The organism is Variovorax sp. FG153 (genome assembly GCF_057809595.1).
In genome coordinates this window covers 1-13,771 of record NZ_JBMDKG010000044.1, presented here as the reverse complement: position 1 = coordinate 13,771, position 13,771 = coordinate 1, and the positions used below count along the sequence as shown (strand labels likewise).

Sequence of the window (13,771 nt, the reverse complement as noted above, 5' to 3'; positions counted from 1 at the left end):
TTCAAGGGCGGACCATCTTGCAGTCGGTACCCTGCGCCAGTTCGTTGCCGCTGTAGACCGCGTCGGTGCGGAAGCCGTAGTTCGTGCCTTCCCAGCCCAGCTTCACCGTCTTGCCGTCGACCGGCGCGATGGTGTTGACCACCTGCGGCAGCAGCAGCTGGTGGTCCTCGCCGCGCATGCGAACCGGGCCCACCACCGAGTCGTAGCTCAGGTCCTCGAGCGCGCGCGCCACCTTCACCGTGTCGGTGCTCGCGGCCTTCTCGATCGCGGCCGCGAGCAGGCGCGGCGTCATGTCGATGCGCGGCGCGAGGAAGTCCTTGCCGGTCTTGGCCTTGTAGGCCTTGGCCAGCGCATCGACCTTCGGCGTGCCGGCCTGGCCCGGATGCCATTCGGCGACCCAGGTGAGCTGGCCCAGCTTCGCCTGCGACACCGCCGTGACCGTGCCCGGCACCGAACCCGCGCTGTGGTTGAAGTAGCGCAGGTCGTAGCCGGCATCGCCCGCGGCCTTGAGCAGCAGCGTCATGTCCTGGCCCCAGTTGCCGGTGATGACCGAGTCGGCTCCGCTCTGCTTGATGTTGGCGATGTAGGGCGAGAAGTCCTTGACCCGGCCGATCGGATGCAGCGCCTCGCCCACGAACTGGATGTCGGGCCGCGCCAGGCCCACGAGCTGGCGCCCGTAGCTGGCCCACTGCTTGCCGTGCGCATAGTCCTGGTTCAGCAGGTAGACCTTCTTCACCTCGGGCGTCTTCTTGATGTAGTTGGCCAGTGCCTTCATCTTCATCGCCGTGTTGGCCTCGGTCTGGAAGTGCCAGAAGCTGCAGGCCTTGCCGGTCATCTCGGGATCGATCGACGAGTGGTTGAGCACCAGCAGTTCCTTGCCCGGGTTGCGCTGGTTCCAGCGCGCCACCGCCTGCACCAGCGCCGTCACCACCGAGGAGCCCGAGCCGCCGGTCACGATGGCCTTGGCGCCCTGGTCGATCGCGGCCTGCAGCGCGCTCTGGCTCTCCTGCGCCGAGAGCTTGCTGTCGAACTGCAGCAGCTGCAGCTTCGTGCCGCCGAGCACGCCGCCCTTCGCGTTGATCTCCTCGATCGCGTACTGCGTGTGCATCAGCATCAGCTCGCCGACGTTGGCGAAGGGACCCGAGAGCGGGTCGATGTAGGCGAGCTTGTAGGTCTGCTGGGCCTGCGCGGTGCCGGCGGCACCGGTGGCGATCAGGCAGGCGAGCGCGATCCGCGCCAGGGGCGCCGGGTGGAACTTCATGGTGTGTCTCCTGGGATGGGTGGTCAGTGGCCGGTGCGCAGCCCGATCACGCGGCTCGCGAGCTTCGTGAGCTCGGCCACCACTTCGTCGGGCGAGAGCCGTCCGCCCGGGCGGTACCAGCTGTAGAGGAAGCCCGGCAGGCTGCAGGCCGCGAGCGCGGTGATCTTGGTCTCGTCGAAATCGAGGTCGCCGTCGCGCCGCGCCTGTTCGAGCAGCGGGCACAGCAGGTCGTAGAAGTGGTGCGCGAGCTTCTTCTGCGCGGCCAGGTATTCGGGCCGGTAGACCTGCGGTTCGCGGTACGGGAAGAAGGCGGCGGGGTGATGCGCGACGGTGGCGCGGATCAGCCGCTCGATGCCCTCGAGCACCTTCTCGCTCGCGCGGCGCGGATCGTCGGCCGCGAAGTCGAGCGCGGTGAAGCAGTCGACCGCGGGGCGCCAGGAGATGGTCTCGAAGATCTCCTGCTTGTCGCGGAAGTAGTAATAGACGAAGGGCTTCGTGACGCCGAGCGCGCGCACGATCTGCGCCATGGTGGTGTTGGCGTAGCCCTGTGCCGCGAACAGCTGCGTGGCGGCCTGCAGGATGCGCTCGCGCTGCAGGTCGGTGCCCTGCGTGGCGGCGCGCTGGCGGCCGGTGCCCTGCGGCAGGTCGGGGCGCGCCGTGAGGGCCGCGGCCTCCGTCGCATGCGCCTCGTGCATGCCCTGCATGCCTGGCGCGCGTGGGGGATCGTCCTGCTCCGCGCGCGCCTTGCGCCCAGAGGGTTTGTGCCGTGTCGCGGAAGTTATACCCATGGGTAGGATTGTTCGTGCACCATCCGGCGATGGCAAGCGCCCGCCAGGCGCGAGCGGCTATCGATAACCCTGAGAAAGTGACGCCATGGAGACAACCGACGAACCCTTGCTGCGCGCGCTCCCGCCGCGCGCGCAGCAACCGCTGCACGACTACCTGCGCGCCCATGCGCGCGAGCGCGGCGGGCATCCGGCCTGCCACTGGTACGGCCATGCGATGAGCTGGCGCGAACTGGACCGCGCGAGCGATGCCTTCGCCGCGCGGCTGCAGGCCCTGGGCGTGCGCAAGGGCGAGCCGGTGGTGCTGTTCCTCAACAACTGCCCGCAGTACCTGGTGGCGCACTTCGGCATCCAGAAGATCGGCGCCATCGTCTGCCCCAGCGGCCCGCTCAACAAGGAGCACGAGCTCGCCTACCAGGTCAACGACCTGAAGGCGCGCGTGATCGTCGCGGCCGCGCCGCTGCTGCCGGTGGTCGAGAAGGTGAAGCCCGGCAGCGCGCTCGAACACGTGTTCGTCGTGCACTACGCCGACCTCTTGCCCAAGACGCCTGAGACGCCCGCGCTCGACCTGCCGGCCGAACTCGCGGCCGAGCGCAACACCGAACGCACGATGCCCGCGGGCTGCGAGGACTTCCTCGCCGTCATGAACGCCGATGCGAAGCCGCAGCCGGTGGCGATCGCCATGGACGACGTCGCGCTCATGACCTACACCTCGGGCACCACCGGTCTGCCCAAGGGCGCGATGCTCAGCTACGGCAATGCGCTGTTCAAGACCCGCGCCGCGGCAGACTGCAACGGTGTCGGGCCCGACGACGTGCTGCTGTCGATCGCGCCGCTCTATCACATCGCCGGCATGCTGATGGGCGTCAACGTGCCGGTGCTCACGGGTGCGGCCTCGGTGCTGCTGCACCGCTTCGATCCGCGCGCGGCGCTGCAGGCCATCGCGCGCCACCGCGTGAGCTGGTGGTACAGCATCGCGCCGATGAACGTGGCCTGCATGCAGCTGCCCGACATCGCGGGCTTCGACCTCGCGAGCCTGCGCATGAACCCGGTCACCAGCTTCGGCATCGCCTTCACCGAGCCGCTGGCCGCGCAGTGGCGTTCGCATGCGCCGAACTGCACCTCCTTCGAGGCCGCCTACGGTCTGAGCGAAACCCACACCTGCGACACCTACACGCCGCGCCATGCGCCGCGCTGGGGCACGCAGGGCGTGGCGGTGCCGGGCGTGACGATCCGCATCGTCGACACGGAAACGCAGGCCGACATGCCCACCGGCGAGGTCGGCGAGATCGTGCTGACCAGCCCGGGCTCGTTCAAGGGCTACTGGAACAAGCCCGAGGCCACGGCCGCCACGCTGCGCGACGGCTGGGTGCACACGGGCGACATGGGCAAGCTCGACGCCGACGGCTACCTCAGCTTCATCGGCCGCTTCAAGGAGATGATCAAGGTCTCGGGCTACAGCGTGTTCCCCGAGGAGGTGGAAACCATCCTCATCAAGCATCCGGCCGTGGCGCAGGCCGCCGTGATCGCGCAGCCCGATCCCGAGAAGGGCGAGGTGGTCAAGGCCTTCGTGGTGCGCAAGCCCGGCGCCGAGGTCGCGGCCGAGGCACTGATCGCCTGGTCGCGCGAGAACATGGCGAGCTACAAGGCGCCGCGCTTCGTGAGCTTCATCGACGCATTGCCCACCACCGGCGCCGGCAAGGTGCTGCGCCGGCTGCTCAAAGACAAGAACTGAAAGACCCCGCGTGTTTTCCAAAGTCCTGATTGCCAACCGCGGCGAGATCGCCGTGCGCCTGGTGCGCGCCCTGCGCGACCTCGGCATCGCCAGCGTGGCCGTGCATGCGCGCGACGACGCCTCGGCCCTCCACGTGCAGCTGGCCGACGTGGCGCTCGCGCTCGACGCGACCGGGCCCGCGGCCTACCTCGACATCGGCGCGCTGATCGCGGCCGCGAAGGCGCAGGGCTGCGACGCGGTGCATCCGGGCTACGGCTTCCTCAGCGAGCGCGCCGACTTCGCGCAGGCCTGCGCCGATGCGGGCCTGGTCTTCATCGGGCCCACGCCCGAGCAGCTCGCGCTGTTCGGCGACAAGGCGCGCGCGCGCGAACTGGCCACGCGCTGCGAGGTGCCCGTGATGCCCGGCAGCGCGGGCGCGGTGACGCTCGCGCAGGCGCAGGCCTTCTTCGCCGAGCAGCAGGCGCAGGGCGCGGGCGTGATGGTCAAGGCCATCGGCGGCGGCGGCGGGCGCGGCATGCGCGCGGTGCTCGAGGCCGGCGAGCTGGCCGAGGCGCATGCGCGCTGCATGTCGGAAGCGCGCGCGGCCTTCGGCATCGAGGGCGTGTACGTCGAGCGGCTGATGCGCGATGCGCGCCACATCGAGGTGCAGGTGCTCGGCGACGGCCAGGCCGTGGCCAGTCTCGGCGAGCGCGAGTGCACCCTGCAGCGGCGCTTCCAGAAGCTGGTGGAGATCGCGCCCAGTCCCTCGCTGCCCGAGGCGCTGCGCGCGCAGCTCACGCAGGCCGCGCTGCGCATGGCGCGGGCCGTGGGCTATCGCGGGCTCGGCACCTTCGAGTTTCTGGTCGACGCGGCCTCGGCCACGCTGCCCTTCGTCTTCATCGAGGCCAATCCGCGGCTGCAGGTCGAGCACACGGTGACCGAGGCCGTGACCGGGCTCGACCTGGTGCAGCTGCAGATCGCGGTGGCGGCCGGTGAGTCGCTGGCCACGCTCGGCATCGAGGCCGACCGAACCGCGGCGCAGCGCGGCTTCGCGCTGCAGTGGCGCATCAATGCCGAGACCCTCGATGCGCAGGGCCGGGCGCGGCCTTCGGGCGGCACGCTCGCGCGCTTCGAGCTGCCCGCCGGGCCCGGCGTGCGTGTCGACACGCACGGCTATGCGGGCCTGGCGCCCTCGCCGCACTACGACACGCTGCTGGCCAAGCTGATCGTGCATGCGCCCTCGGCGCGCTTCGCCGATGCACTGCGCCGCTCGCTGCGCGCGCTCGACGAGTGCCGCATCGAGGGCATCGCCACCAACCTGCCGCTGCTGCGCGCGATCGCCGCGCGGCCCGAGTTCGCGACGCAGGTGGTGCACACGCGCTTCGTCGAGGCGCACCTGGGCGATCTGCTGGCGGCCGCTGCGTCGCTCGAGAAGCGCGCGAAGGAGATGGCTCCGGTCGTCGCGCAGGCGGCGGCCCCCGCGATCGATGAAGCCGACGATGGCTTGACGGTGAAGGCCCCGATGCCCGCGAAGCTGGTGCAGTTCGAGGTCGCGGTCGGCGACGTGCTGCCCGCGGGCGCGCAGCTCGGCGTGCTCGAGGCCATGAAGATGGAACACCTGCTGCACGCGCCCACCGCGGGCCGCGTGGTGGCGCTGCTGGCCGCGCCCGGCGACTACCTGGTCGAGGGCCAGTCGCTGCTGCGGCTGGAGGCGGTCGACGCGCAGGCCGTGCACAACGAGGCGCGCGCCGAGCACGACCTCGACGCGATCCGGCCCGACCTGAAGAAGGTCATCGACCGCCATGCGTTCACGCTCGACGAGAACCGCCGGGCCGCCGTCGACAAGCGCCATGCGCAGGGCGGGCGCACCGCGCGCGAGAACATCGCCGACCTCTGCGACAGCGCGTCCGATCCCGGCAACTTCATCGAGTACGGCGCGCTCGCCATCGCGGCGCAGACGCGCCGTCGCACGCTCGAGGATCTGGTCGCCAACACGCCGGCCGACGGCATGGTGACCGGCATCGGCAGCATCAACGCGAGGCAGTTCGGCCCCGAGAAGTCGCGCTGCGCCGTGCTGGCCTACGACTACACGGTGCTGGCCGGCACGCAGGGCATGCGCAACCACCACAAGACCGACCGGCTGCTCGCGGTGGCGCACCAGCTGCGGCTGCCGGTGGTGCTGTTCGCCGAGGGCGGCGGCGGCCGGCCCGGCGATACCGACATGCCGATCGTGGCGGGCCTCAACAACCACACCTTCAGCCAGTTCGCCGCGCTCTCGGGCAAGGTGCCGGTGGTCGGCATCGTGCATGGCCGCTGCTTCGCGGGCAACGCGGCGCTGCTGGGCTGTGCCGACGTGATCATCGCCACGAAGGGCAGCAACATCGGCATGAGCGGCCCCGCGATGATCGAGGGCGGCGGCCTCGGCACGTTCGCGCCCGAGCAGATCGGGCCGAGCAGCGTGCAGTCGCGCAACGGCGTGATCGACATCCTGGTGGAGGACGAGGCCGCGGCGGTGGCGGCCGCGAAGCAGTACCTGTCGTACTTCCAGGGTCCGGTCGCCGACTGGCAGTGCGCCGACCCGCGCGCCTTGCGCCACGTGGTGCCCGAGAACCGGCTGCGCGTGTACGACGTGCGCGCCGCGATGCGCGGCGTGGCCGACACCGGCTCGCTGCTCGAGCTGCGCGCGGGCTTCGGCGCGGGCATCGTGACGGCGCTCGCGCGCATCGAGGGCAGGCCCGTCGGGCTGATGGCCAACAACCCGCACCACCTGGGCGGCGCGATCGACGTGGAGGCGGCCGACAAGTCGGCGCGCTTCATGCAGCTGTGCAATGCGCATGGCCTGCCGATCGTCTCGCTGTGCGACACGCCGGGCTTCATGGTCGGCCCCGAGATCGAGGCGCAGGCGCAGGTGCGCCATGTCTGCCGCATGTTCATGGTGGCCTCGCACCTGCGCGTGCCCTTCTTCGCGGTGGTGCTGCGCAAGGGCTACGGCCTGGGCGCGCAGGCGATGACGGCCGGTGGCTTCGACGCGCCGGTGTTCACCGTGGCCTGGCCCACGGGCGAGTTCGGCGCGATGGGGCTCGAGGGCGCGGTGCGGCTGGGCTTCCGCAAGGAGCTGGCCGCGGCCGCCGAAGGGGCCGAGCGCGACGCGCTGTTCAAGCAGCTGGTGGCGCAGCAGTACGAGAACGGCGAGGCGATCCACATGGCGCAGACGCTGGAGATCGACGCCGTGATCGATCCCGCGCAGACGCGCGACTGGCTGGTGCGCGGGCTGGCCTCGGCCGCCGGGCGGCGCGAGGAGGCGGTCGCGCCCTACGTCGACACCTGGTAACCCGTGCGCAGACCTTGTCACGCGCAGTGACAAGGCGGCTCCGTACACTCTGGCGCTTTCGCCCGAGGAGCACGACGCTGGTTTCACATGGATTCGCCGGGATCGGCGCCAGGCTTGCGGCGGGCACGCTGTGCCTGGCGCTGCTCGCCACCGCCGCCTGCGCGGCGCCGTCGGGGGATGCCCCGGCATCTTCCGCCTCCGCGCCCGCCTCGCATTCGCCGGTGGCGGCCGACCACTGGGTCGGCAGCTGGGCCTCGGCGCCGCTGGACTTCCGCCAGATCTCGCCGCTGGGCACGCCGCCGCCGGTCGCGCCCGACGACCGCGCCTTCCCCGGCCTCACCTTGCGTCAGCAGCTGCAGCCCAGCGTGGGCGGCGAGCGGCTGCGCGTGCGTTTCTCCAACCGCTTCGGCACGGCGCCGCTGGGCGTGACGGCCGCGAGCGTGGCGCGCGGCACGGGCGGCGGCGCGATCTCGCCGTCCTCGCTGCGCGCGCTGCGCTTCGACGGCCGGCCGGGCATCGTCATCGCGCCCGGCGCCGAGGCCTGGAGCGACGGCGTCGACTTCGCGGTCGAGGCCGGGCAGACGCTGGTGGTCAGCAGCTACTACGAGCGCTCCACGCCGCTGTCGACGGTGCACCTGCAGCCGAGCAACGCCACCTGGATGTCGAACGGCAACGCGGTGGCTGCGGCGCGGCTGCCCGAGGTGCAGCGGGTGCCGGTCAACGCCTTCGTGACGGGCGTGGACGTCTGGGCCCCGCGCGCGATCCGCACCGTGGTGGCCTTCGGCGATTCGATCACCGCGGGCGGGCTCGACGGCGAGGGCGGCGGCAATTCGTACCCGCAGCAGCTCGCGACGCTGCTGCGCAAGGGACCGGGTTCGGCGCGCGAGGTGGCGGTGCTCAACGTCGGCATCGGCGGCAACCGGCTGCTCTACGGCGGCGCGGGTCGCAGCGGCCTCGCGCGCTTCGGCGACGACGTGCTGGGCCAGAGCGGCGTCACGCACGTGATCGTGCTGATGGGCACCAACGACATCGGCCGCACCGCCTTCATCGGGCTGCCGGGGCAGGCCGTGCCGGCCGGCGAGATCCCCACGCCCGAGCAGCTCGAGGCCGGGCTGCAGCAGCTCGTGCGGCAGGCGCGCGAGCGCGGGCTCAAGGTGCTGCTGGGCACCATCCCGCCGTTCAAGGGTTCGTCGTACTGGAACGAACACACCGAGGCGCTGCGCGGCGCGGTCAATCGCTGGATCCGTGGCCGCCAGGACGTGGACGCGGTGGCCGACTTCGATGCCGCGCTGCGCGATCCCGCGCAGCCGCTGGCGCTGCTGCCGGCCTACGACAGCGGCGACCACCTGCATCCCAACGCCGCGGGCTTCACGGCCATGGCGGGCGCGGTCGATCTGCAGGAATTGCGGGAATAGGCCTACGCGCGTCGGCCGCCGCCTGCAGGCGGCGCGCCGGGCGGCGCGTCACAGCTCTACACAAGATTTCGCGTGGCGCTTACAGGCGGTTCACAAGGCACCGGCAGCATGAAGGCTCCTCCAACAACTCATGGAGCCTAGCCATGAAGAAACTCGCAGCCATCGCTTTTTCCGTTGCCGCCACCTCGCTGTTCTCGGTGGGCGCGCTCACGCTGCCGACGGCCGCCCAGGCGCAGCCGGTGGTGACCATCCAGGTGCCGCCGCCGCCGCCGCGCTACGAGCGCGTGCCGCCGCCGCGCCGCGGCTATGTCTGGGCCCCGGGCCACTACGAGTGGCGTGGCGGCCGCCATGTGTGGATCGGCGGCGTCTGGGTGCGCGCCCGCCCGGGCTATGCCTACCGCGCGCCCGAATGGCGCCAGGACGGCGGCCGCTGGGTCTACAGCTCGGGCCGCTGGGACCGCGACGGCGACGGCGTGCCGAACCGCTACGACCGTCGGCCGAACAATCCGAATCGCAACTGACGCGGCCGGCATGAAAAAGCCCCCGGGGCGGCCTGCATGGGCCGCGCCGGGGGCTTTTGCTTTCGGGTCGGCGCCCGCTCAGCGGAACACGACGGTGCGATGCCCGTTGAGCAGCACGCGGTGCTCGCTGTGCCACTTCACCGCGCGCGCCAGCACCTGGCTCTCGGTGTCGCGGCCGCGGGCCGTGAGGTCCTCGACGGTGTCGGTGTGGTCGGCGCGCGCCACGTCCTGCTCGATGATCGGGCCCTCGTCGAGGTCGGCCGTCACGTAGTGGGCGGTGGCGCCGATCAGCTTCACGCCGCGGTCGTGCGCCTGGTAGTAGGGCTTGGCGCCCTTGAAGCTCGGCAGGAACGAGTGGTGGATGTTGATCGCGCGGCCGGCCAGGCTCTGGCACAGGTCGTTGCTGAGGATCTGCATGTAGCGCGCCAGCACCACGAGCTCGGCGCCCTCGGCCTCGATGATCTCGAGCTGCTTCGCCTCGGCCTGCGCCTTGGTCGCGGCCGTCACCGGGATGTGGTGGAAGGGCACGTTGTAGCTGGCGGCCAACTGGTAGAAGTCGCGGTGGTTCGAGACGATCGCGCGCACGTCGATGGCCAGGAGGCCGCTCTTCCAGCGGAACAGCAGGTCGTTGAGGCAGTGGCCTTCCTTGCTGACCAGGATCACCGTCTTCATCGGCTGGGCGGCGGCCTGCAGCTGCAGGGTCATGCCGAAGCCCTGGGCGAAGGCGGCGAGCTGCTCGCGCAGCGCGGCCTCGCCGTGCTCGGCGCAGGCGAAGCGCACGCGCATGAAGAACAGGCCCGTGTCGTGGTCGTTGTACTGGGCGGCCTCTTCGATGTTGCCGCCGCGCTCCAGCAGGAAGCCCGAGACGGCATGCACGATGCCCGTGCGGTCCGGGCAGGAGAGGGTGAGGATGTAGGCAGGGGTGGTGGTCATGGTCAGGGGCGTGATTGTCGCAGGGGTGCCAGAATGCCGTTCTCCCCGTCCGCCACGTCCCTTTTTCCCGGGGCGCCGGCCGTTCGGCGACGGGGCCTTCCACATCCCGACGAGACACACAGGAGCACGCGCATGGCCTACCAGGACTTCAACATGGACAACCAGTGGTTGCCCTTCACCCCGAACCGCCACTTCAAGAAGGACCCGCGGGTCTTCGTGGCGGCCGACGGGATGGAGTTCACCACCCACGACGGCCGCAAGGTGATCGACGGCATCTCGTCGCTGTGGTGCGTGGGCGCGGGCCACAACCGCAAGCCGATCAACGAGGCGATCAAGCAGCAGCTCGACACGCTCGACTACGCCACCGCCTTCCAGATCAGCAACGACAAGGCCTTCCGCGCGGCCGAGATGATCGCCGCGCTGGCCCCCGGCGACCTCAACAAGGTGCTGTTCTGCAACTCCGGCAGCGAGGCCGCCGACACCTCGATGAAGGTGGCGCTGGCCTACCACCGCGCACGCGGCGAGGGCCACCGCAACGTCTTCATCGGCCGCGAGCGCGGCTACCACGGCGTGGGCTTCGGCGGCATGTCGGTGGGCGGCATCCCGGGCAACCGCAAGGTGTTCGGCTCGGCCTTCCTGCCGCGCGTGGACCACATGCGCTTCATCCACGACCCGGTCAACAACGCCTACATCCACAACCAGGAACCGGTGTGGGCCGAGGACCCGCTGGTCGAGCTCGAGACCCGCATCCTGCCGCTGCACGACCCGAGCAACGTGGCCGCGATCATCGTCGAGCCGGTGGCCGGCTCGGCCGGCTGGTACCTGCCGCCGCAGGGCTACCTCAAGCGCCTGCGCGAGATCTGCGACAAGCACGGCATCCTCCTGATCTTCGACGAGGTCATCACGGGCTTCGGCCGCATGGGCACCAACTTCGCGTCGGACTACTTCGGCGTGGTGCCCGACATGCTGAACTTCGCCAAGTGCGTGACCAACGGCGTGATCCCGCTGGGCGGCGTGATCTGCCGCGACAAGCTCTACGACGCGATGATGAAGACCGACGCGCCCGAGCACGTGGTCGAGTTCTTCCACGGCTACACCTACTCGGGCCACCCGGTGGCCTGCGCGGCGGCGATCGCCACGCTCGAGCTGTTCGAGAAGGAAAGCCTGTTCCCGCGCGCCGGCGAGATGGGCAAGCTCCTGGGCGACGCCTTCCACGGCACCTTCAAGGGCCTGCCCAACGTGATCGGCATCCGCAGCCTCGGCCTGGCCGCGGCGGTCGAGCTGGCGCCGATCGCGGGCGCGCCCGGCAAGCGCGCCTACGACGTGTTCCTCGACTGCTTCCACAAGGGTTCGCTGGTGCGGCCCGCGGGCGACGTGCTGGTGATCGCGCCCCCGTACATCGTCGAGAAGTCGCACATCGACACGCTGGTGAACACGCTGGCGGATTCGATCAAGGCGCACGCCTGATCCTGGTCTTTCCCGCGGCCCGCAACGGGCCGCGGACGCACCCCCGCCACGGGGGCGCGCCCCCCCCGATCGGCACCCCGCGAGGTGCACAAAATCGGGGCGACCGTACTGTCCGGCCATCCAGTGCTCACCACTGGTTTGTACGCATAGGTACTACTGGTTTCCGGAATAGCCAGCCTGGTGGCCCGATCCATAGCATTCTCTTTACAAAGAAGTAGCACTTTCCGTTTAAGTGTTCTTCCTCCTGAAAGGAGAGCTGCCATGCCTCGTGCAATCCGTGCCGCCGTGTCCCGGTGTCCCGATCTCCGCCGTGGTGCGCGCTGGGCCGCCACGGTGCACGTGGGCCTGATGGTGGCGCTGCTGCTGGTGGCGGCGCCGCGCGCGCAGGCCAACAACGTCGGCGAGAACGCCGCCTGGCAGTTCCAGACCAGCACCGACAAGGTCAACCAGGCCGCGGTGCAGGACATGATCCGCAAGCAGAAGAGCGGCTACTACGCGGCGCCGGTCTACAACACCACGGTCGGCCGCCAGTACAACTGCAACGTCTCGGCGACCTCGACCGGCAACGACGGCAACAACAGCACGGTCGCCAACTCGCCCGCGAATGCCGGTGCGCGCTCGGGCGCCACGGGCAACGACAGCAACAGCGCGGTCGGCACGCTCGGCGCCGCGGTGGTGGGCACCAACCAGGCCAATGCGGGCACAGTGGGCTCGGCGGTCGTCGGCGGCACCAGCACGCAGGTGCAGGGCGCGGCCTGGCAGGCGCTGAACTCGGCCCAGGGCAACACCGGTGCGCAGACGGCGGGCGTGAGCGGCAGCGCCGCCTGCGCCTTCGGCGTGCTCAACTGAACGGGGGCGCCATGCAGCACATCTCGCCCCACGCCCGCCGGGCGGTCTTTCTCGCGGGCCCTCTCGCCGGCGTGCTGGTGCTGGCCGGCTGCGTCTCGGCGCCGCAGCAGCGCTTCGCGCCCAACGAGGCGCCGGTGGTGCTCGGCCCCTCGGTGCGCGACAACGTCACGCCGATGGAACCGGTGCTGGCCTGCTTCGCCGACCACATCGCGGCCACGCGCCGGCCCGAGGTGGTGATCGGCGTGGGCGACGTGAAGGACTACACCGGCAAGTACAGCATCAACGAAGGCAACGCGATCACGCAGGGCGGCGCGCTGATGGTCTATTCGGCCCTCGGCAAGCTCGGCGGCGCGGTGCGCATCGCCGAGCGCTTCGACCCGGTGATCGCCGAGCGAGAACTGGCCTACGCCGACCGGCGCCAGCTCGGCGACGGCCGCACGCACCAGCTCGGCGGCGGGCCGGGCGGCGGCGCGCAGGTGGTGCCGTGGATGCCGTACTTCGGCGGCACGATCAACAAGTCCGATTACTTCATCGTGGGCGGCATCACCGAGCTCAACTACAACATCAACTCGGGCGGCGCCGAGGTGGCGGTGAACCAGGTCGGCGTGAAGGCGCGCACCTTCACCCAGTCGGTGGGCGTGGACCTGCGCATCGTCGACACGCGCTCGCTGATGGTGGTGCGCACCGTGAGCCTCACCAAGCAGTTCAACGGCTACGAGGTCGGGCTCAACGTGTTCCGCTTCTTCGGCAGCCGGCTCTACGACGTCGACATCGGCGCGAAGGGCCAGGAGCCGGTGCAGATGGGCGTGCGCGCCGCGCTCGAGGAAGGCGTGGTGCGGCTCATGGCCGCGGTCACGCAGGTCGACCACCGGCCCTGCATGACCCTGCGCCCCGGTGGCGGCGAGCAGATCCCGCTGGTGCCGGCCGAGCAGCTGCGCAAGGTGCAGAACCCGGCCGACGCGAGCACCGGTGCCGGCGCCGCGCCGCCGGTGGTGCAGGCGAGCCCCGGCGTGGCCGTCAATGCCGCGGGCTCGGGCGGCGCGCGGCTGACCGGCGCGGCGCTGCAGGTGGCCTTCGACTTCGGCGCCACCACGCTCGGCGGCAGCGCGCTGGCGCAGATCGACCAGGTGGCGGCGGCCGCGAAGAAGGGCGCCACCGACATCGTGCTGGTGGCGCGCGACACCGAGAACTGGGACGCGCGCAAGCGCGACGAGCTCACCGACCAGCGCATCGCCGCCGTGACCTCGGCACTGGCCAACCGCGGCATCGCGCCGGGCGCGATCACGGTGCTGTGGCGGCCCGACGCGGCCGACACCTCGATCCACCGCGACGGGCCCGGGCTGCAGGAGGTCGCGAAGCTGCGCGTGGGCGCCGCGGTGGTGGGCGGTTTGCAGGCGCCGGCGCCGGCGGCCGCATCCGCCGCGCCCGCGCCGAGCGCCGCTTCCTCCGCACCGGCGACCAGCGCGACCGGCGCGCCGGCACCCGCCACCGGCGG

10 protein-coding genes are annotated in these 13,771 nt (G+C 71.0%); 7 read left to right on the top strand and 3 right to left on the bottom strand.

Annotated elements, in window-relative coordinates; translation table 11 throughout:
• Position 1: 1 nt before the first annotated feature.
• Both ACODT0_RS32995 and ACODT0_RS32990 read right to left on the bottom strand, forming a co-directional pair.
• Complete coding sequence (locus ACODT0_RS32995; protein ID WP_057594443.1) at positions 2-1,261, bottom strand: branched-chain amino acid ABC transporter substrate-binding protein; 1,260 nt, start codon at positions 1,259-1,261, stop codon at positions 2-4.
• Positions 1,262-1,284: 23 nt separating this feature from the next.
• Positions 1,285-1,956, bottom strand: coding sequence for a TetR/AcrR family transcriptional regulator (locus tag ACODT0_RS32990; protein ID WP_409976512.1), 672 nt, complete (start codon positions 1,954-1,956; stop codon positions 1,285-1,287).
• Between the two features lie 178 nt (positions 1,957-2,134).
• Here ACODT0_RS32990 and ACODT0_RS32985 point away from each other — a divergent pair, with 178 nt between their 5' ends.
• The 4 genes from ACODT0_RS32985 to ACODT0_RS32970 all read left to right on the top strand — a co-directional run bounded on the left by ACODT0_RS32985 (position 2,135) and on the right by ACODT0_RS32970 (position 9,027).
• Positions 2,135-3,781 carry an AMP-binding protein gene (locus tag ACODT0_RS32985; RefSeq protein ID WP_489043188.1) on the top strand — a complete coding sequence of 549 codons (1,647 nt, stop codon included), beginning with the start codon at positions 2,135-2,137 and terminating at the stop codon, positions 3,779-3,781.
• Positions 3,782-3,791: 10 nt separating this feature from the next.
• Positions 3,792-7,091, top strand: a complete 3,300-nt coding sequence (locus ACODT0_RS32980; protein WP_489043187.1) for a carboxyl transferase domain-containing protein — start codon at positions 3,792-3,794, stop codon at positions 7,089-7,091.
• Positions 7,092-7,312: 221 nt separating this feature from the next.
• Entirely contained in the window at positions 7,313-8,506 is a 1,194-nt protein-coding gene (locus ACODT0_RS32975; protein WP_413762201.1) for an SGNH/GDSL hydrolase family protein, read from the top strand.
• A gap of 143 nt (positions 8,507-8,649) precedes the next feature.
• A complete protein-coding gene (locus ACODT0_RS32970; protein ID WP_057594447.1) occupies positions 8,650-9,027 on the top strand; it encodes a YXWGXW repeat-containing protein in 378 nt (125 codons plus the stop codon).
• 78 nt (positions 9,028-9,105) lie between these two features.
• On the opposite strand, the gene purU is transcribed toward ACODT0_RS32970, so the two are convergent.
• Positions 9,106-9,960 carry a formyltetrahydrofolate deformylase gene (gene purU / locus ACODT0_RS32965; RefSeq protein ID WP_296740757.1) on the bottom strand — a complete coding sequence of 285 codons (855 nt, stop codon included), beginning with the start codon at positions 9,958-9,960 and terminating at the stop codon, positions 9,106-9,108.
• A gap of 132 nt (positions 9,961-10,092) precedes the next feature.
• Here purU and aptA point away from each other — a divergent pair, with 132 nt between their 5' ends.
• From aptA to ACODT0_RS32950, 3 genes are all read left to right on the top strand, one after another.
• Positions 10,093-11,427 (top strand): omega-aminotransferase AptA, encoded by a 1,335-nt coding sequence (aptA, locus tag ACODT0_RS32960; RefSeq protein ID WP_057594449.1) that lies wholly within the window; start codon positions 10,093-10,095, stop codon positions 11,425-11,427.
• 261 nt (positions 11,428-11,688) lie between these two features.
• A complete protein-coding gene (locus ACODT0_RS32955; RefSeq protein WP_479670952.1) occupies positions 11,689-12,276 on the top strand; it encodes a hypothetical protein in 588 nt (195 codons plus the stop codon).
• An 11-nt stretch (positions 12,277-12,287) separates the two neighbouring features.
• Positions 12,288-13,771, top strand: a 1,484-nt coding sequence (locus ACODT0_RS32950) for a CsgG/HfaB family protein (RefSeq protein ID WP_489043186.1), incomplete at its 3' end; no start/stop codon positions are given.